This is a genomic window from Caballeronia sp. dw_276, from assembly GCF_018449635.1.
In the GTDB taxonomy this organism is placed as follows: domain Bacteria; phylum Pseudomonadota; class Gammaproteobacteria; order Burkholderiales; family Burkholderiaceae; genus Caballeronia.
Genome location: NZ_JAAVUV010000011.1, coordinates 71,906 through 92,035, shown reverse-complemented (window position 1 = coordinate 92,035; position 20,130 = coordinate 71,906). Strand labels below are relative to the sequence as shown.

At 59.9% G+C, this 20,130-nt stretch carries 16 protein-coding genes; 10 read left to right on the top strand and 6 right to left on the bottom strand.

Annotated features, from left to right (window positions below):
• Window positions 1–13 precede the first annotated feature (13 nt).
• Window positions 14–3,823, top strand: coding sequence for an ATP-binding protein (locus HB633_RS22375; RefSeq protein ID WP_213780330.1), 3,810 nt, complete (start codon window positions 14–16; stop codon window positions 3,821–3,823).
• Window positions 3,824–3,848: 25 nt separating this feature from the next.
• Here the strand turns inward: HB633_RS22375 and HB633_RS22370 are convergent, their stop codons facing one another.
• Window positions 3,849–4,769, bottom strand: coding sequence for a LysR family transcriptional regulator (locus HB633_RS22370; protein ID WP_213780329.1), 921 nt, complete (start codon window positions 4,767–4,769; stop codon window positions 3,849–3,851).
• Window positions 4,770–5,197: 428 nt separating this feature from the next.
• On the opposite strand from HB633_RS22370, the gene HB633_RS22365 reads away from it, so the two are divergent.
• From HB633_RS22365 to HB633_RS22355, 3 genes are all read left to right on the top strand, one after another.
• Window positions 5,198–6,349: a porin gene (locus HB633_RS22365; RefSeq protein WP_255581068.1), complete on the top strand. Its 1,152-nt coding sequence runs from the start codon at window positions 5,198–5,200 to the stop codon at window positions 6,347–6,349.
• Between the two features lie 201 nt (window positions 6,350–6,550).
• Entirely contained in the window at window positions 6,551–6,985 is a 435-nt protein-coding gene (locus HB633_RS22360; RefSeq protein WP_255581067.1) for a CHRD domain-containing protein, read from the top strand.
• Window positions 6,986–7,011: 26 nt separating this feature from the next.
• Window positions 7,012–7,944 (top strand): alpha/beta hydrolase, encoded by a 933-nt coding sequence (locus tag HB633_RS22355; RefSeq protein WP_213780327.1) that lies wholly within the window; start codon window positions 7,012–7,014, stop codon window positions 7,942–7,944.
• Here the strand turns inward: HB633_RS22355 and HB633_RS22350 are convergent.
• Entirely contained in the window at window positions 7,914–8,756 is an 843-nt protein-coding gene (locus HB633_RS22350; protein WP_213780326.1) for an EcsC family protein, read from the bottom strand. The two genes, HB633_RS22355 and HB633_RS22350, sit on opposite strands and share 31 nt — an antisense overlap.
• A gap of 106 nt (window positions 8,757–8,862) precedes the next feature.
• On the opposite strand from HB633_RS22350, the gene HB633_RS22345 reads away from it, so the two are divergent.
• Together HB633_RS22345 and HB633_RS22340 are read left to right on the top strand one after the other, a co-directional pair.
• Window positions 8,863–10,461 carry an MDR family MFS transporter gene (locus HB633_RS22345; protein ID WP_213780325.1) on the top strand — a complete coding sequence of 533 codons (1,599 nt, stop codon included), beginning with the start codon at window positions 8,863–8,865 and terminating at the stop codon, window positions 10,459–10,461.
• Window positions 10,462–10,509: 48 nt separating this feature from the next.
• Window positions 10,510–10,980, top strand: a complete 471-nt coding sequence (locus HB633_RS22340; RefSeq protein WP_213780324.1) for a MarR family transcriptional regulator — start codon at window positions 10,510–10,512, stop codon at window positions 10,978–10,980.
• Here the strand turns inward: HB633_RS22340 and HB633_RS22335 are convergent.
• On the bottom strand, window positions 10,977–12,251 hold the full coding sequence (locus HB633_RS22335) for an amino acid deaminase (RefSeq protein ID WP_213780323.1): 1,275 nt from the start codon (window positions 12,249–12,251) through the stop codon (window positions 10,977–10,979). The two genes, HB633_RS22340 and HB633_RS22335, sit on opposite strands and share 4 nt — an antisense overlap.
• A gap of 156 nt (window positions 12,252–12,407) precedes the next feature.
• Between HB633_RS22335 and HB633_RS22330 the strand changes: the two genes are divergently transcribed.
• The 4 genes from HB633_RS22330 to HB633_RS22315 all read left to right on the top strand — a co-directional run bounded on the left by HB633_RS22330 (window position 12,408) and on the right by HB633_RS22315 (window position 16,558).
• Window positions 12,408–13,349 carry a MurR/RpiR family transcriptional regulator gene (locus HB633_RS22330; protein WP_213780322.1) on the top strand — a complete coding sequence of 314 codons (942 nt, stop codon included), beginning with the start codon at window positions 12,408–12,410 and terminating at the stop codon, window positions 13,347–13,349.
• Between the two features lies 1 nt (window position 13,350).
• Window positions 13,351–14,835 (top strand): D-aminoacylase, encoded by a 1,485-nt coding sequence (locus tag HB633_RS22325; protein WP_213780321.1) that lies wholly within the window; start codon window positions 13,351–13,353, stop codon window positions 14,833–14,835.
• Between the two features lie 17 nt (window positions 14,836–14,852).
• The gene (locus tag HB633_RS22320; protein ID WP_213780320.1) at window positions 14,853–15,239 is read left to right on the top strand and encodes a Rid family hydrolase; all 387 of its coding nucleotides are present in this window, start codon (window positions 14,853–14,855) and stop codon (window positions 15,237–15,239) included.
• 281 nt (window positions 15,240–15,520) lie between these two features.
• Complete coding sequence (locus HB633_RS22315) at window positions 15,521–16,558, top strand: fimbrial protein (protein WP_213780319.1); 1,038 nt, start codon at window positions 15,521–15,523, stop codon at window positions 16,556–16,558.
• A gap of 62 nt (window positions 16,559–16,620) precedes the next feature.
• Here the strand turns inward: HB633_RS22315 and queF are convergent, their stop codons facing one another.
• From queF to ilvA, 3 genes are read right to left on the bottom strand one after another with little or no spacing between them, the layout of a single operon-like run.
• Window positions 16,621–17,448 (bottom strand): NADPH-dependent 7-cyano-7-deazaguanine reductase QueF, encoded by an 828-nt coding sequence (queF, locus tag HB633_RS22310; RefSeq protein WP_213780318.1) that lies wholly within the window; start codon window positions 17,446–17,448, stop codon window positions 16,621–16,623.
• The gene (locus HB633_RS22305; protein ID WP_213780317.1) at window positions 17,445–18,350 is read right to left on the bottom strand and encodes a 5'-nucleotidase; all 906 of its coding nucleotides are present in this window, start codon (window positions 18,348–18,350) and stop codon (window positions 17,445–17,447) included. Before HB633_RS22305 ends, queF begins: the two co-directional genes overlap by 4 nt.
• A 7-nt stretch (window positions 18,351–18,357) precedes the next feature.
• Window positions 18,358–19,881, bottom strand: a complete 1,524-nt coding sequence (gene ilvA, locus HB633_RS22300) for a threonine ammonia-lyase, biosynthetic (RefSeq protein ID WP_213780316.1) — start codon at window positions 19,879–19,881, stop codon at window positions 18,358–18,360.
• Window positions 19,882–20,130 lie beyond the last annotated feature (249 nt).

The following is a 20,130-nucleotide window of genomic DNA, read 5'->3' as shown; positions in this document are numbered from 1 at the left end:
AGTTCTGCACGCCATGTCAACTTCGCATATTTCCCGCTTCGTCCGCCTGATGGCGCTGTTCGTGCTCGTGCTCGTGATGGCGGGATCGGGCGTGTCCGCGGAAACGAATCCAAGCGAAGCGCATTTCGCCATGCCGCACGCCCGCACCGCGTCGCGCGACGACGTGAACCAGCGGCTGATCGAGCAGGGTCCGGCGCCTATCGAGGCAATCCGGACGCGATGGGCAAGTAACAATGAGCAAACCCCGGCATTCGACCTGAGCGCCGACGAACGCGCGTACCTGCGCTCGTTGCCTCCGCTCGCGCTGGGTATCGATACCAGCTGGGCGCCGTTTACTTATGCCGGTTCCGATGGCCAGACAGGCGGGATTGCGCTGGCTTACACGGCGTATTTGTCGAAGGCGCTCGATATCGATTTCGACCAGCGCGTGTATCCGGATTGGGCGGCGGTATCGAGCGCGTTCGCGAACGGGCAGATCGACGTGCTCGCCACAACCCGACGCGGTACGCCGCGTCTGGCCGGCGGGATCGCGACCGAGCCGGTCGAAAGCTATCCGCTTGTGATGGTCGGGCGCCTGAACGAGGCGCCAGCGGACAATCTCGGGGAAGCGCCGGCGCGGCGCGTGGTCGTGACCGCACGCCTTGCCGCGAGCGGGCGGCTTGGCAACCTCGCTCCGAGCGCGGCGTTCAGCGTTGCGCCGAATCTGACCGCGGCGCTCGACCGGGTCGCGCGCGGCGAGGCGGACATATTTGTCGGCGACTTCGCCGCCGTCGATATTGCGCTGGCCGCGCGATACGAAGATCAACTGAAGATCATTGGACCCGCGGGCGAGTTCGAGCAAATGGGTTTCGCGCTGCGCCCCGAGTACCGCCGGCTCGTGCCGATTATCGATCGGGCGTTGCGCGCCATGCCTGTCGCCGACAAGGAGAAGATTCTCCTCGCGCGTCAGGCCGCATTCGATCCGCCATCGAGCGGATGGAGCGTCAGCGCAGTGCGTTTGCTGCCGGTGCTCATTGCCATCGGCGTGATTCTCGGCGTTACGTTGCGCGCGTTCGTTTTGCTTCAGCGCGAGATGGCGCGGCGCGTCAAGACGGAACAACGTCTCGCGACGCAACTCAGCTTCCAGCAGACCATGATGGAAGTCGTGCCCTATCCGCTGATCGCGAAGGACCTGGAGAATCGTTACATCGCGGTGAACCGGGCATTTGAAAAGACGCTTGGAATCCGGCGCGAGGACGTGGTCGGCCGCACGACGATCGAAACGCAGTCGTGGGGCTCCGAAAACAGCAAGCGTCTGCACGACCTCGTTGGTCAGAGCATCGCGAACGGGCAGCGCGAGCAAGTCGAGATCGCTTTCCGGGATCGCGCGGGTGAGCCGCGTCATGGGCTTTTCTGGACCGGCGCGTTCAAGGCGGCAGACGGCGAGATGGCGGGCGCTGTCGGCACGATGATCGACATCACCGATATCCGCGACGCCGAAATGCGCGCGCGCGAAAACGAGCGCCGCCTGCACGACGTCACGCGCTCGTTGCCGGCCGTCGTGTTCCAGTTGCGGCGCGCGCCGGACGGCACCTACAGCTTCCCGTACGTTGGCGGCGATACGCGGCATTTATTCGGCCTGGATCTCGCGACGCTGAGCCGCGACGAGGTCGCGGGCTTGTCGGCGATTCACGCCGAGGACAAGCGCAGTGTGCGCGATGCAATCGAGCGTTCCGCGGTGACGCTCGAGCCGGTCCACACGGAGTTTCGATCGATCGTCGACGAAGGACGCCGCTGGATTCGCGCCGATCTCGTCGCGAGTCGCGAGGCGGACGGCGCCGTGGTCTGGAACGGCTATTGGGTCGACGCAAGCATCGAGCGCGCCCGTGCCGACGAACTCGCGGCGGCGCGCGATACGGCCGAAGCGGCGTCGCGCGCGAAGGACGATTTCCTCGCGATGATGAGCCACGAAATCCGTACGCCGATGAACGGCGTGCTCGGGCTTGTCGAAGTCTTCGAAACCACGCCGCTCAATCCGGATCAATCGCAGATGCTCGGCATGATCCAGGATTCGGCAAGCGCATTGCTGCAGATCCTGGACGATCTGCTCGACTATTCGAAGATCGAGGCCGGGCGGCTGAACATCGAGTCGATGCCTATCGACTTGCGCGAACTCGTCGATAACGCCGTCGGCCTGCTTGCCGGACGCGCGCATGAAAAAGGCTTGCGCGTGCGCGTGGCGGTATCGCCCGACGTTGCTGCTAGCGTGCGCGGCGACAGCGTGCGCTTGCGCCAGGTGCTGTTCAACCTGCTGAGCAACGCCATCAAGTTCACCATGAAAGGCGAGGTCATGCTGTCGGTGAACATGGTCGAAAGCGTGCGCGGCGCGCAGACGATCGAGTTGAGCGTGGAAGACACGGGCATAGGCATTGCCGCCGATGCTCAAGCAAGCCTTTTCGAGCCGTTCGTTCAAGCTGAATCGTCCACCACGCGCCGCTTCGGCGGCACGGGTCTCGGCCTCACCATCTGTCACAAGCTCGTCGAGCTGATGGGCGGAACGCTCGAGCTGAAAAGCGCATTGGGCGTCGGCACGAAAATGACCGTGCGGCTCGCCATGCCGGTTGAAACGACGACCTATCAGATCGACGGATTGCGTGGCAAGCGCGGCATCATCGCCATCGATGATCTTCGCGTCGCCCGTGCGCTTGTCGACTACGGGCACGCACTTGGCCTCGACCTCACCATTCGTTCTCGCGATGACGCCGCGTTGCGCGATCCCCAAACGTTCAATGGCACCGATCTGGTGTTCCTCAGCGATACCCACGAAGAAGCGCTGCCATTAAAAACACGCGTGATTCACGTCACGGAAAAGCCGAAGCCGACGGGGTATCGAATCCTCGAAGACGATATTCGCGTGAGCGTCAATCCAATTTCATGGCGCGGCCTCGGCGCTGCGTGCGTGGCCGCGTTGACCGGCTTGCCGCAGATTGCATCGCGCGCGACACGGGGCATCGAGACAAGCATGGAAGCGCCCGATCGCGAGCGCGCCATTCGCACAGGAAAGCTCGTGCTCGTCGCGGAAGATCATCCGGTGAATCAGGAGTTGATCCGTCATCAGCTTTCCTTGCTCGGATTCGCTTGCGATATCGTGCCCGATGGTGTGGAAGCGCTCGCGGCGCTGAAGCACGGGCACTACGGTTTTCTCATCACCGACTGCCATATGCCGAACATGACCGGATACGAGCTGGCGCGGCGTGTCAGGGCGAGTGAATTGGGGTTATCGAAGAGATTGCCCATATTGGGTATCACCGCGAGCACAGCGCCCGAGGAGCTTTCCATGTGCCGCGATGCCGGTATGGACGATTGCTTCGTCAAGCCGACTCGTCTTGCCACGTTACGCGAGCATCTGAACCGATGGCGCGTGATGGAGAACACGTTGCCCGGACCAGAGCCACTTGACGTTGCGGACCATCGCTCAGATCCGGATGAGGCGGATGAAAGCGATGAACTCGATCTCGACTACATGACGCAGCTCTGGGGCAGCGAGACGACGGTGAAGGCCTTGCTCGATGCGTTCGTCTCTTCCTTTCGCGATGACCTTCATACGCTCAGGTCGCTGCTCGATACCGGCGGTTCCGTCGCACAATTGCGCGAGTGGCATCACCGCGTGATCGGGGCGGCGAGCGTGTTGCAGTATCGTCCGTTGCAGATGGCGCTCGATGCATTCCGGCGCGATCTTCTGGATAAACCCGCCGCGCGTAGAAACGAGGACGGCAAGTTACTGATCGCGCGCTGCGAAGTGTTGCTGGAAATCATAGAAGGGCAGTGCGCGGCAATGGCATGAAGGCGTTCAGGTTGATCCGGCGCGCTCAGAACAACGCGCCGACAGCCGTATCTTTCCTGAAATGCGCGATCGCGAAGTCCACGAACGAACGTGTTTTCGCCGACACATGCCGGCGTCCGGGATAAACCAGCGACACTTCCTTGTCGGCGTTATTGACCGTGTAGTCGGTCAACAGGCGCAGCAACGCGCCGTTCTCGAGATCCTCGGCGACATGACTTTCCGGCAGCGCGGTGATACCCATTCCGGACAGTGCGGCCTGCCGCAGCATTTGTGAGTTGTTGACTGTGTAATCCGGGTCGATGACGATATCTTCGTTCTCACCCGCCGCGTTCGTGAACGACCACGTGGCGCCATGTATATCCGCCGATGGCGATAAAAACGCGTGCGCCGTGAGGTCGGAGGGACGCAACGGCACACCGTGTTTTGCGAGGTAGTCGGGCGCCGCCACGATCACGGGCGTGACCTTGAACAGCGGCCGGTTGATCAGCGTGCCGCTGTTGACCATGCGCGGCACGACGATCCCTACATCGAAGCCTTCATCCACGAGATCCACGGGCCTATGCAACAGCGTGAGCCGTAGTTTCACGTTGGGAAATGCATCGCGATATTCGCAGAGCAATGGCGTGAGCCCGAATAACGAAAACGACGCCGACGCCACGAGCTTCAACACGCCTGAGGGATCAAACGATGTTTGCGATACCGTCGATTCAATCGTCTCCACCTGTTCAATGACCGCGCGGCAGCCTTCGGCGTAAGACGCGCCTGCTTCGGTGAGAGATACGCTGCGCGTGGTGCGGTTCAGAAGCCGCGTGTTGAGATGCGCCTCGAGCAACGCGACATATCGCGTGATCACCGCATTCGATAAATCGAGCGCGGCCGCAGCCCGGCCGAACGATCCGGTTTCGGCGACCTTCACAAAAACGCGCATGGCTTGCAGATGATTCATTGACTACCGACGCTCACAGAGTCGCCCCATGGTGACGTTTTCGGGGCGGGAGTAGGGATGCGTAGAGGGTCTTGCAGAGACCCCTACTCGCGTGCGCGATGCTAATCGCGTGGCGTTATCGGAGAAATAGGAATAAGACGAAAGCGACGGAAAGGGCCGTTGTGTCGTGCGGTTGCTACTGTCGCAACTGTGCAACGCGTTCAACTAATTAGGTATCCAGAGGTTAATTCAAGATAACGGAAATGCCTGATGCGGCAAGCGTTTGCGCCGATTGAAACCCGACTTTTCGACTTATTCAAAAAGCCTTTTGTGTCTGCTTCGATGGTTTGCTTAAAAGCCTGCGCCCTAAACTTTGTTCAGCCGAATCGCGGTGTCCGGGAAAGACCGGAGACGAGTCGCCTTGAAGTCAAGCAAGTGGGCGTCGCGTTATGCAACTAGTCGAGTCGTCAGACTCATTAAAAGGATCAACCATGAAAAAGACTCTGATCGTTGCGGCCGTAGCCGCTTCTTTTGCGACCGCCGCTAACGCGCAAAGCAGCGTTACGCTGTACGGCCTTATCGATGCTGGCTTCACGTACGTGAACAATGAAGTTGCTCCTGGCTCGGACAAGGGCAGCGCTGCTGCATTCCGTCTGTCGAGCGGCAACCTCAACGGTAGCCGTTGGGGTCTGCGTGGCGTTGAAGATCTCGGCGGCGGCATGAAGGCGATCTTCACGTTGGAGAACGGCTTCAGCATGGGCGACGGCAAAACGCAACAAAATGGCGGTCAATTTGGTCGTCAGGCTTACGCCGGCATCAGCACTGCAAACATGGGCACAGTGACGCTCGGTCGCCAATATGACTCCGTGGTCGACTATCTCGGGCCGATGTCGGCAACTGGCAGCTGGGGCGGCACGTTCTTCGCACACCCGGGTGACCTCGACAACCTGAATGGCTCGGTCCGCACGAACAACGCGGTCAAGTACCAGAGCGCGAACTACGGTGGCCTGACGTTCGGTGGTCTGTATGGCTTCTCGAACCAGGCAGGTGGATTTGCTAACAACCGCGCGTACAGCGCCGGCCTGCAATATGCCAACGGTCCTTTCAAGATTGCAGCAGCATACCTGCAAGGGCAAAACACGAACGCTACTGGGTTCGGTGCTGTTACCGAAAGTCACCTTGCGGCCCAGACGCAACGCACGTTTGGCGTTGGCGCGAACTACGCTATCGGCCCGGTTGTCCTCGGTGGCGTGTGGACGCAAAGCCGCTTCCAGGATTCAGGCCTTAGTTCTACCGATCGTTACAACAACTACGAGTTGAATGCTCGTTACGCACTGACGCCTGCTTTGGCAGTCGGCGCAGCTTACACCTACACGGATGCGAAGGGTAGCCGTGTGGGCGGCGATAATGATCGCGCACGCTTCCACCAAGTCGGTTTGCAGACCGACTACTCGTTGTCGAAGCGTACGGACATCTATGCTGAAGGTATCGTTCAGCTCGCCAAGAGCGGCGCAGAAGCGCAAGTGTTCACTGCAGGCCAAGCCGTTTCAGCGCATGGCAACCAAGTTGTGATCTCGACGGGTATCCGTCACCGCTTCTAATGCTTTAACGCTGTAAGTTTCATGCTGTAAAGAAAAGGCGCCTTCGGGCGCCTTTTCGCATATCCGCTCGAACTCTTCTTAAAAGGCCTGCATCGAAGCCCATATCAAAAATGCTCTACTATGACTGGTCGATGAGACAGACCACTCATCGACTCGTTGGTTAGCCACTAGAGAGCAAAAATGTTCACGAGACCGAGTTCATTGCATCGTAGGCGCCTTGCAAATCTGGCTTTGGCGTTGCTGTCAGTCGTGTCTGTTTCGGCGTTCGCCGATAGCGTCGCGTTGCAGGCCAACCTGCAACCATCGAGCGAAGTGCCACCGCGCGTGAGCAAGGGGCACGGCGTGCTGAAAGCCACCTTCGATACAAGCACCAAAACGCTGCAGTGGAACGTGACGTACGCCGACTTGTCGGGTCCGGCGACCATGGCGCATTTCCACGGTCCCGCGCCGGTGGGGCAGAACGCGAAGGTGCAGGTTCCTATCGATAAAAACGCGTTGCCAAGTCCGATCAACGGCGAGGCTACGCTCTCTGAAGACCAAGCCACCGATCTGATGGCCGGCAAGTACTACTTCAACGTTCATACCGAGAAGAACCCTACGGGCGAGATCCGCGGACAAGTGATGCCCGCAAACTAACACCGCTTATATAAAGAGGACGGGTAATGAGCTGGCAAAGCGCGCTGATGTGTTGGGTCCTGCGAAACAAGATGCGCCCTGCAACTGCAACCCCGGGTATCGATGTGGCCCGGGCGCGCGCGATGACATCGAAACGCGTGTGGTCGCCGAAAGTGCCGCGCGGCTGGCATCTCGATGAGCGATACAGCGTTAGCGACGCACCCCTTCGCGGCGAATGGCTTTCGCCGGAAACGCCATCGGATATCACGATCCTTTATTTGCACGGCGGCGGTTATTACTTTTGTTCGCCTGCGACGCATCGCAATCTCGTGTTCGCATTTGCGCGGCGTTCCGGCGCGCGGATCTTTTCGCTTGATTACCGGCTCGCGCCCGAACATCCGTTTCCGGCGGCGTTCGATGACGCTTTGGCTGCGTATCGAAAGCTGATCGCGGATGGTGTCGCGCCGCAGTCTCTCGTGATTGCGGGCGATTCAGCCGGAGGCGGTCTTGCGCTCGCCGCGCTGCTTGCATTGCGCGATGCCGGCGATCCGCTGCCGGCCGGCGCCGTGCTGTTTTCGCCATGGACGGACCTGGCGGCAACGGGTGCATCGGTTACGACCAACAATGGCCGCGACCCGATGTTCTACGGCCGCGCAATTGCCCCGGCGGGCAAGCTTTATACGGGAAATGCGGACGTTCGTAATCCCTATGTATCGCCGTTATATGGGCGCTTCGACGGCTTGCCGCCGCTCTTAATTCAAGCGGGCGACACGGAAGTACTCTTCGACGATTCCACGCGCGTCGCCGAGAAGGCGCGCGCGGCGGGCGTGAGCGTGCAGTTCGAGATCCTGCCGAACATGCCGCACGCGTTGCAAATGCTGGCGCCGTTCGTGCCCGAAGCGAACCAGGCGTTGGAACACGCGGCTCAGTTCGTACGCGGCGTCGCGCTTCAACGGCCACTAGAAATGTCGATGGTCTGAAACGCGCGTTCCACCGCAAGCTGTCCATACTGACGCTCGAGCCGGCGCACGGTGAAATGCCCGTGCGCCATCTGCTGGAAGTGATCGATAAACACTGTATTCACCATCGCCCCAAGCACGGCGCCGATCGCGGGGATCGACTTCGCGGCGACCTGTTCGCTGACCTGTACGGAAAAGCGCGACGCCACCGTCTGTAAGAACTTGAGCAACGCCGTCGAGCCGTGCCCGCTCAATCCCTTCGCTGCAATCTCGCTCGTCGCCTTCGATACCGACTGCGCCAACGTCCCGCGCACAATGAAATAACCGATATCGGCGTTATCGTCGCTGGAACTCGGGCCGCCCATGCCGAGGACCATCATGCATTGCAATTGGGTATCGATGAGATGAATGTCTTCGCCTTCGCTGCGCGCAATGTCGCAGATCGAGCGAAACATCAGCGTGGTCGTGACCGGCAGTTCCACCGGCAACGCGAACATCCCGAACGCGCCGCCGGCCGCGCCGGTCGTCGCGACCGCGAGCTTGTGCATCAGGTTGTGGGGCTTTTCGGGCGGCAACAGAACGCCATCGACTGAACTTTTGGTCAGCGTGCGCAGCGCCAGTTGCAGGCATTTCTTGAGCGCGGCCTGCGTGGCGTCATCGATTTTTTCCTGCGCGATGTTCGGCATGCGCGCCATCAATTTTTCGATGGGCGAGCCCACCACGCTCGCAAGTTTCATCGTCAGGGACGGGCTTTCCAGCGCTTCCTTGGCGCGGCGCAAGGTCGCCAGGTCTTCCGGAGAAAGGGGCGAGGCGGAGATGGGCGTCGGTTCCATGATGTTTTTCGAAAGGGTCCAATAAGGATTCAGGCTTTGATTTAGAACAATATCGCGTGCTATGATTCCAAGTCTGTTGACAAGTCAATCATTGCGGTATCAAAAAATGGCCGTTCATACTGCCGCGCATCACTCCGCGGGACAAGTGCTTCCGTTCCGCGAATCGCTGATGGCGATGTTGGGAATCTGCTTCGTGACCATGCTGGTCGCGCTCGATCAAACCGTGGTCGGCACGGCGTTGCCGACCATCGTCGCAGAACTCAAAGGTTTTGATCTCTACGCGTGGGTCGCGACCTCCTATTTGCTGACATCGGTCATTACCGTGCCTATCTTCGGGCGGCTCGGCGATTACTACGGCCGGAAACCGTTCGTGATTGCATCCATTGTTGTTTTCACGGCCGCGTCCGCGCTCTGCGGCATGGCCAACAACATGCTGTTTCTCGTGCTTGCGCGCGGCCTTCAGGGAATCGGCGGCGGCATGCTGGTCGGGACCGCGTTCGCGTGCATTGCCGATCTGTTCCCCGATTCAGTCGTGCGCCTGCGATGGCAAGTCATGATGAGCTCGGCGTTCGGTATAGCCAACGCGGTCGGGCCGTCGCTAGGCGGAATCCTGACCCAATATTACGGCTGGCGCTCCGTTTTCTACGTCAATTTGCCCGTCGGACTGATTTCGGTGTTCTTCGTTTGGCGCTTCCTGCCGCACCTTCGGCACATCAAGCACGAAGGCAAGATGCGACTTGACTGGCAAGGCGCGGGCCTGATCGCGATTGCGCTGGGTTCGCTGCAATTGTTCGTCGAAATGTTGCCCAAACACGGCGTTTCAGCGGGAACGCTGGTGCTGCTCGTGGTGAGCGTTGCGTGTGGATATGCGCTCTGGAAATGGGAACGGCGCTGCGATTACGCCATTCTTCCCGTCGATATGTTCCGCAACAAGAGCCTGTCCGCGCTGTTCACGCTGGCGATACTGGGCGGTTTCACGATGTTCTCGCTGCTGTTCTACGCGCCCCTGCTGTTCCAGGGCGGGTTCGGCATGTCGCCGAAAGACGCCGGGCTGATCATCACGCCGCTGGTGGTGTTTATTACCATCGGCAGCATTCTGAATGGGCGGATCGTCACGCGCGTGAAGAATCCGAACGCGATGCTGTATATCGGCTTCGCGTTGCTCGCGATCTCATGCCTTGGCGTGGTGATCGCGACGCGTTCCATGCCGCGGCCGCTGTTGATGGCGATCATGGTGCTCGGCGGCATGGGTCTGGGTTTCGTCATGCCGAATCTGACCGTGTTCGCGCAGTTGACGGCGGGGCGCGAGCATCTGGGTATCGCGACGGCGTTGCTGCAATCCTTGCGCATGATTGGCGGGATGGTCGGCACGGCGCTGACCGGCACGATGATCACGCATCTGTACGCAAGCGGCGTGCGGCTTTCCCTCGATAAAGACAACGCCGGCCATTGGTTCGGCGATCTCAGCGATCCGCAGATTCTCATCAACCACGACGCGCAGACCACGCTCTTGTCGCAACTCGTCGCGGCGGGTCACAACGGCGTTGCGTTGCTCGAATCGGCGCGTGAATCCCTGGTCGCTGCAATACATATCGGCATTGCGGTGGCGGCGGTTGTCGCCGTGATCGCCGTGTGGCAATCGCGGCGCGTGCCGCCGGTCCGCCTGAAGGGCACGAAGGTGGAGCCGGCCGTAATGGCCGAATGAATTCAGTGTCGGACGCGCAGCACTAACGCGAAGCAGGAATCAAACAGCATGGACGAAACGGAACGCATCGCGGTCATTCAGCAATTTGGACGCACTTATCGTGTGTTCATGCAGTCGTTCGAGTCGCAAGTCGGCCAGCCGATGCCGCGCTGGCGCGTCCTGATCGCGTTGCACGATCACTCGGGCGAGTTGTCGCAGAAGAAGCTGGTCGAGCGGTTGCGCGTCGATCCAGGCGCGCTCACGCGGCAATTGAAAACGCTAGAGGCGCTGGGATGGATAACGCGCAGCGTCGATCAACGCGACAACCGCATCTCCAACGTGATTCTCACCGACGAAGGCCGCGCCGTCGTCAACGCCGGTTTGCCGCGTCGCAACGAATTTCTGCGCGAGACGCTTTCCACGCTTCCCGACGAAGCCATCGCGGCCTTGTCGGGTGCGCTGCGCGTGCTCGAGCAGCGCATCATCGAGGTTGCATCGACATCTTCAGAAAGCGACGCAACGCTCAGCGGCAACGCTTAAAACGCGGTTTCGACCACTTCCTTCACGCGATATTTCGCATCCACGATCAGAATCTGACGCCATTTGTCGAACGTGAGGCAGGGGTGGGAGATATCGAACGCGATCATGTCGCCGACCTTGATGTCGTCGCCCGGCTTGATCCGCAAATACGCGTGCTGGTCCATCATGCCGAAGATTTCCCAGCCTTCGCCCGGCGTCACGTCGCGCGGCATTTGCGTGCCGGGACGGAAATGCCGCGCGGGTTCGGGCATGCCGGCGTCGAAGGCTGCATCGCGTTTTCCTAAACCGATGATCACGCGATCCGGCTCGGGAATCGACTGCACGTAAGCCCACAATTGCAGCGCCGGCTTCAGGCCTTCGCCCATCTTTTTCGCGATAGGATTGCGCGCGAAAATCTCGTTCTGCGCTTTCTTGTACACGCCCACGTCGTGCGTCAAATAACAGCCCGGACGCAAGATTACTTCAATGGCATCGCTGTTCGCTTTCGCGAATTCATCGGCGACGACGTCGTACCAGGCCGATCCCGCGCCTGACAAAATGGCGGGCCTGCGTTCGATCTTGCCCTGCGCGACGAGCGAACGCGTCACGTCCACGGCGTGCTGTAAAAACGCGCGCACCTTCGATTCATCCTGCAGCACGCCTTCGTACAACTCGACGCCAGTCAGCTTCACCGTATCCGGCCAGCGCGCGATGGCGGCAAGCACCGCGTCGCGTTGCGCGTCGTCGCGAATGCCGGTTCGGCCGCCTTCCACGCCCAGTTCCAGCAGCACGTTGATCTGCTTGTTCACATCGCTGAAAAACGTGCCGAGCTGATCGACGTTATCCGCCGAATCCACGAGGCAATGAAACTCGAAATTCGGATCGGTGAGCAATTCCGCGATCATGCCCATGTTGCGCTTGCCGACGAGCTGATTTGCCAACAGCACGCGATGCACCCCGCCGCGATACGCCGCGCGAACCTGATGCGCGGTCGCGAGCGTGATGCCCCACGCGCCGGCATCGAGCTGGCGGCGGAACAATTGCGGCGCCATCGTCGTCTTGCCGTGCGGCGCGAGCTTCACGCCGTATTCGGCCACGAACGCCTGCATCCATTTCAGGTTGTGCTCCATGCGGTCCGCGTACAGCACGGCGGCGGGAAGGCTCACGTCTTCGTCGAGGAGATTCCAGTCGAGACGCGCCGCGTCCGCCAGGTGGACGCTGACGCCCGGGACCATGCCAAGGCCCTTGCCGAACGGGTCGATTGTCGGGGTCTGATAGTTTGTAACTTTCATGTGCTGCTACTCCATCGTTCGTTTTGATATGTTCAGGCTCGGCTTTTAAGCCGAAACCTGCATATTCGAGATTGACTCGGTTATGGTACAGAAAGTACGATGCCTGATAAATTGTTATTTAGTATCACGCTCGTAAACCGCGCCAAAAGGCTTGCAATGAACGTGTCGTCCGAACCGCCACCTTTCGATATCGTCGCCCGGATTGCCGAGCGTGCGCCCGAATTGCGCACGGCGGAACGCAAGGTTGCCGCGCTCATTCTCGACGATCTGACCGGCGCGTCGCGCGCGAGCATCGGCGCGTTGGCGAAAAAAGCGGCGGTCAGCATCGCGACCGTGACGCGCTTTGCGAAGGCGGTCGGCTGCGAGGACGTGCGCGAACTGAAGCTGCGTCTCGCGCAAGCGGCGGCGGTCGGCCAACGGTTTTTACGCGGCGGCGGTGATCGCAGCAGTGAAGACGCGCTTCCCGATTCCCTCGCTTCCCGCATTTTCGACGATATCCACACCACGCTCGCCCACAATCGCGGCGCGTTGCAGGCAGCGCCCATCGCCGCAGCCGCCGATGCCCTTGCCGATGCCCAGATGATCTACGTCTTCGGCATGGGCGGCGGATCGACCGCGCTCGCCGACGAAATGCGCTTTCGCCTTGTACGGCTGGGGCGTCCGGTGGCGTCGTATCAGGATGGTTTGCTGCAGCGGATGGTCGCCGCAACGCTTTCGAAGGACCACGTGGTCGTGGCGTTATCGGTGACGGGAAGGACGCCCGAGATGGTTGAAAGCTGCCGCATCGCCCGGGAATATGGCGCGCGCGTGATCGCGCTGACCGCGCCGGTTTCGCCGCTCGCGCAACTGGCCGACTGGCTGATCCCGGTCATCGCGAACGAGACCGACTTTATCTACAAACCATCCACATCCCGATACGCGATGTTGATGGCGCTCGACCTGCTCGTCACCGAACTTGCCGTGAAGCAAGGCGAAACCAGCCGCGAGCTTTTGCGGCGCATGAAACACGCGCTCGACGCGTATCGCGGCGGCAGCGGTGAACGCCGGCCGCACGGCGAGCCCTACGGCGAGCCATACGGCGAGCCTCTAGGAGACTGAAATGACAACGGATTCACAAACACACGCCGACACGCTGATCAAAGGCGCAAGGCTCATAGATGGAACGGGCGCGCCCGCCGTTCTGCGCGACGTGGCGATCAAGGACGGGACAATCGTGGCGATCGGCGCGCTCGATCAATGGACGGCTGAGAACGTGGTCGAAGCGGATGGGCGCGTGCTGGCGCCGGGTTTTATCGATGTCCATACGCACGACGATACCCACGTCATCCGCTCGCCGGAGATGCTGCCGAAAATCTCGCAAGGCGTGACGACGGTGATTGTCGGCAATTGCGGCATCAGCGCGTCGCCGGTGACATTGAAGGGCGCGCCGCCCGATCCGATGAATCTATTGGGTGCCCAAGGCGACTTCAAATATCCGACGTTCGCTGCGTATATCGATGCCGTCAACGACGCGCGTCCGGCCGTGAACGTGGGCGCGTTGATCGGGCATACGGCGCTGCGCAACAACCATATGGACCGGCTGGATCGCGGGGCATCGCCGGATGAAATCGAGGGCATGCGCGCGCAACTCGAAGAAGCGCTGGCGCATGGCGCGCTCGGGCTGAGCAGCGGTCTCGCGTACGGCTCGGCGTTCAGCGCACCGCCCGAAGAAGTGATGGCGCTGGCCGAACCGTTGGCCAACGCCGGCGCGCTGTACACCACGCATATGCGTACGGAATTCGACGCCATTCTCGACGCGATGGACGAGGCGTATCGCGTGGGAAAGCATGCGCGCATTCCGGTTGTGATCTCGCATTTGAAGTGCGCGGGGCCATCGAACTGGGGGCGCAGCACGGAGGTCTTGAAGTCGCTCGATAAAGTCCGCGCCGGCCAGCCCGTGGGATGCGATTGTTATCCGTATAACCGGAGTTCATCGACGCTGGACGTGAAGCAGGTAACCGGCGATATCGACATCACGATCACGTGGTCCACGCCTCATCCGGAGATGGCCGGCAAGCTGATTTCCGAGGTCGCGGCCGAGTGGCAGGTCACGCAGCAGGAGGCAGGCAAGCGCTTGCAGCCGGCCGGCGCGGTATATCACAACATGTCGGAAGACGACGTGCGGCGGATTTTGTCGCATCCGGCGACCATGGTCGGCTCGGACGGTTTGCCGAACGATCCGTTGCCGCATCCGCGTTTGTGGGGTGCGTTCCCGCGCGTGCTCGGGCACTACGCGCGCGACACGTCGCTCGTGCCGCTGGAGGAGGCGGTGCGCAAGATGACGGGGTTATCGGCGCGGCGGTTTGGACTGGCCGGGCGCGGTCTCGTGAAGGTGGGATTTCACGCGGACCTCGTTCTGTTCGACGCCGATAAAGTCCGCGATACCGCGACCTTCGCCGAGCCGCGCCAGACGGCCGATGGTATCGACGCAGTCTGGGTGAACGGCGCGTTGTCGTATCTGGATGGCGCCGTGACGGGATTACGGGCGGGACATTTTGTGGCGCGTGGCGAGGCTTCGAAACTCGACGCGCTGGGGCATTTTTAACTTAAAGGAACTTCGAAATGAAACGATATGGCGTGGAAGGTGGTAAAGGACAGGGCGGCGCGGTAATGCCGTTCTCGCGTGCTGTTGAAGCGGATGGCTGGCTGTTTGTTTCAGGCCAGACGCCGATGGAAAACGGCGAAGTGATCGAAGGCGGAATCGTCGCGCAATCGCACAAGGCGATTCAGAACGTATTCGCCATTTTGAAAGAAGCAGGATATGGCGCGGAGCATGTCGTGCGATGCGGCGTATGGCTCGATGACCCGCGCGACTTCGCATCGTTTAACAAGGTGTTCAAGGAATATTTTGGTGAGCATCCGCCGGCGCGCGCTTGCGTGGTTTCGTCGATGGTGATCGATTGCAAGGTTGAAGTGGATTGTGTGGCTTATAAGAAGGCCGTCGCTTGATTGCAACGTGGCATGTGGTGATTTTTTCTTCAAAAACCTTAGTGGTTATATTGCGACTGGAAGCGTAGGCGGTTGCGGCCAACGTTTCCAGATTGCAATTGCAGCATTGAAACGCGAGCGGTGAAGATAACTAAAAATTGTCATGAACGCGCTGGAAAATCTGAATGCTTCATGCGCTCGTGTCGTAAAGCGAAAGCGTTATAGGAGATGGTGGAAAAGTATTTGATCCACATTGACGTAGGCAGGATACTTGCCAAAAGCTAACCCTGCCGGCGTCTAATATGTTCATTAAATGGATGGGTGAAAGAGTACTGCGATGTTCTTCAGCGCCGCAGATTGCGTGCGCGCTGATGCTTTACTTCTGCCTTAACGCGTCCACGTTTGCTGGCTGCAATGTGTATGGCATGACTCCCGCAACTATCGCGACTGTGGCGCTCCCTCTTAACCTTAGTATTCCTCGGGACAGCGCGGTGGGAACGATTCTCTTTGATAGCCAATGGGTTGCAACGCCCAATGCTCGCGCTAATTGCGGCTCCGCCGGGGACAACACCGCCGGATATGTTGTCGCCATGAAGGCTGTTCCTGGAATGACCAATGTCTATGAAACCGGGGTTACGGGTATTGGCATAAAGGCTAGCTGGTATAACGGCATGGATACCAGCCATACCATGGACAACGCGACTGCCGTCATGACCTCGCCAAAGGCCGTATGGGGCTCTCATATTGCGCAGCTTTACAACTACTACACGGGTGTGTTCCGCGTTCAATTGATTAAAACCGGCCAAGTACTGCCAGGAAACTTTAACCTTCCGGTCAAGCTTGCAACGGGGGACATGGATGTGGCCGAAATAAACGTATTACAGTTATCGAACAATACCGCCGCAGTTAGCGCGCCCGCGTGTTCGGTGCAGCAGTCGGCCATCTCCGTAAAGATGCCGGTCGGTCATGTGAGCGATTTGCCATCGATTGGATCAACGAGCGGCGACACAGGTTTCAATATCTCGATTGACTGTCCAAGCCCGGTGTCAGTCGCGATGACCATGACCGATGCCGCCAATCCCAACAACGTCAGCAATACGTTATCCCTCAATTCTGCGTCGAGTGCAAAAGGGGTGGGTTATCAGATTGTGTATAACGGCGGGATAATCAGCTACGGTCCGGACTCCGCTATCATAAATAATTTGAATCAGTTCAATGTAGGCACGGTGGGCCTGTCCGGAACACTGACTATTCCGTTCACTGCTCGCTATGTGCGCACAGGTCCTATAACACGAGGGACTGCTGATGCGAATGCGACCTTCACAATGAGTTATCAATAGGGGCGCGGCAGGTGATTCAGCGCAAGCCTTAGCATTAAAAGAAATGCGCTGAATCGTTTGCCTTATTGACGCGCCAGCCGCGCGTTATCCGGCATCGGCAAATTGAAGTTGGTCCGGAACGGATTGATATCAAGTCCGCCGCGCCGGGTGTATCGTGCGTAAACTGCGAGGCGTTCCGGCTTGCATTCGCGCATGATGTCCACAAAGATATTCTCAACGCATAACTCGTGAAATCCGGTGTGTTCGCGGTAGGAAATAATGTACCGAAGCAAGCCGGCGTGATCGATAGGCGCACCGACATAACGAATCTGCACGCTGCCCCAATCCGGCTGCCCGGTCACCGGGCAATTTGATTTCAGCAGATTCGAGAACACGGTTTCATCAACCGGCGACTCCCCGAACGACGCGCTTAATAACGAAGGATCGGGCGTATAAATATCCGCATCCAGATCGAGCCGGTCCAGCGACAAACCCTCGAACTCCTCCATCTTCAGCTTCACGCCAAACTCATAGGGCGAAACAAGCTGAACCGAAACATTCGCGCCGCACACGGCCGAAACGTCCTTGCGAATCGCAGCACGAACTTCATCGATGGAATCAAAAGCCGTCTGCGAAAACGATCCCAGATACAGCTTGAACGACTTCGACTCCACGATATTCGGCGAATCCGCCGGCACGATGAACGTCGCCACCGCGATCTGCGGCTTGCCCTTGCGATTCAGCCACGAAAGCTCGTAGCCATTCCAGATGTCCGTGCCGAAAAACGGCAGTTGCGCCGAGAGGCCGATGGTCGCGCGGCCCGAAGCGCGATCGATGGGAAAAAGCAGCGCGGGATCATATTGTTCGCGGTACTGGACGGGCTTACCAAGGGGAGATTGTTCTGGCGTCATGAGGCGTTCGCTATGCCATTCGGAACATGCCCGGTCGCTGTCACGATGCGGGCCGATTCGATATGGCCAATTTGGTCGTCGAAGAAAAAGTCGGGTTCGAACTTGGCCAAAAACGGGCCTTTGTTCAACCCACCGAGGAACATCGCTTCGTCGATTTCGATGTTCCAGGCCATCAGCGTTCGGATCGCGCGCTCGTGCGCGGGCGCCGATCTCGCGGTGACAAGCGCCGTGCGAATGCGCATCCGCGTCGCCTCGTGGCCGAGTTTTTGCAGCTTGTGAAGCGCTTCAAGCAACGGTTTCAACGGACCGTTCGCCAAAGCCAGATCTTTCTTGCCGACCTCGTGCTCGACAAACGCGGGCAATCCCTGCGCCTGAAACACTTGCTCGGCCTCATCGGAGAAAAGCACGGCATCGCCGTCGAAGGCAATCCGGATTTCGTCAGGATACCGGCTCACGGCCAGCGGCGCGCGCGGAACGACGGTCGCGGCGGGAAAACCGGCGGCGATGGCATCGCGCACATCGACCGAATTCGCCGATAAAAACAACGACGCGCGAAACGGCTCGAGGTATCGAAACGGCGACTCGCCGCGCGTGAACACGCCGCGCTCGATCGTGAGGCCATGTTCCTTGCACGAGCTGAACGCGCGCAAACCGCTGATGGGATCGCTGCGCGACAAAATCACGACTTCCACGCGTCGCTCGCTGTCCACGTTCAACGCAAGCAATTTCTCGATCAACGAAAACGCGATGCCCGGTTTGGCCGGAACGTTCAGCCGCGAACGCTGCAACGCCTCGTAATCGCTCAGCCGGCCGGCTTCGTAGACCTCGTTTTCCTCTTCGAAATCGAACAACGCCCGCGACGAAATCGCGACCACCAGCTTGTCGGCGAGCGTGAAGGCCATGCGTGCGTCAGGCCAGGAACAGCTTGTAGACCGGGTTCGCGCCTTCGTCCCACCACTGGTAACCCAGTGTGGCGAGGAATTGTCCGAACGCGGCGTTATCGGATTGCGGGACCTGGATGCCGACGAGGATCGAGCTCGTGTCCGCGCCCTGATTCCGGTAATGGAACAGGCTGATATTCCAGTTCGGCGCCATCGAAGAAAGGAATTTCATCAGCGCGCCCGGACGTTCCGGAAACTCGAAACGCAGCAGACGTTCATCTTGCGCGAGCGGCGAATGACCGCCGACCATGTAGCGGATATGTTGCTTCGAGAGTTCGTCGTGGCTGAGATCGACCGTGGCAAACCCGTGTTCGATAAACGCATTCGCCATCTGCACAGCTTCGTTGCGCGTCTTGATCTGCACGCCGACGAAGATATGCGCCGCGTTCGAATCGGCGATCCGGTAGTTGAACTCCGTCACGCTGCGCGTACCGACCAGTTCGCAGAAGCGCCGGAAACTGCCGCGCTCTTCGGGAATGGTCACGGCGAACACGGCTTCGCGCGCTTCACCGACCTCCGCCCGTTCCGCGACAAACCGCATGCGATCGAAGTTCATGTTCGCGCCGGACGTGATGGCGACCAGCGTCTTCGCTTCCAGCGCTTCGCGCTCGGCGTAAAGCTTCGCGCCCGCAACCGCCAGCGCTCCCGACGGTTCCAGCACGCTGCGCGTGTCCTGGAAGACGTCCTTGATGGCCGCGCAGAGCGCGTCGGTGTCGACCGTGACGACTTCGTCGAGCAACTCGCGGCAGATCCGGAACGTTTCTTCGCCGACGAGTTTCACCGCCGTGCCGTCCGCGAACAGGCCGACTTCGGTCAGCGTGAGGCGTTCTCCGGCGGCGATGGATTGTTTCATCGCGCATGAATCGATGGACTGCACGCCGATCACGCGGATTTCCGGGCGCACCGCTTTCACGTAAGCCGCGACGCCCGCCGCGAGTCCGCCGCCGCCGATGGGGACGAAGATTGCGTGGATCGGGCCTTGATGCTGGCGCAGGATTTCCATGGCGACGGTGCCCTGGCCGGCGATGACGTCGGGGTCATCGAACGGATGGACGAAGGTCAGGCCGCGTTCTTCTTGCAGCTTGACGGCGTGGCCGTAGGCATCGCTATACGACTCGCCGTGCTGGACGACTTCCACGGTCGGTCCGCCGAACGCGCGCATGGCATCGATTTTCACTTGCGGCGTGGTCACCGGCACCACGATCACGGCCTTGCAGCCAAGCCGCGTGGCCGAATACGCGACGCCCTGAGCGTGGTTTCCTGCGGATGCTGTGATTACGCCGCGGGCGAGGATATCGGCGGGGAGATGGACCATCTTGTTGTACGCGCCGCGAATCTTGAACGAGAACACCGGCTGGTTGTCTTCGCGCTTCAGGTAGACCGAGTTGTGCAGTCGCGCGGACAAATTGCGGGCGGGTTCGAGTTCGCTTTCGCGGGCGACGTCGTAGACGCGCGCGGTCAGGACTTTCTTGAGGTAATCAGGGTGGGTCATTCCGGAGCCGTTCGCGCGGCGTTGCGCGCCATTTTTGAGCGAAAGTGTCAATAATAGCCCAAGGGGTTGGCGCTGGCGCTTGCAGGGCTTGTTTGCAGCAGCCGGGTTGGTGCACGTTTGTGGCCGAACGCTTCCTGCCAAAACTCCCAAATCCCCGTCGAAAACAAACAAGCACAAACCCCTTCAACCCGCTAGCGACTGCGAACGGCGAATATCGCGATAGGTTAGAATCCGCTTTTCGATACAGGA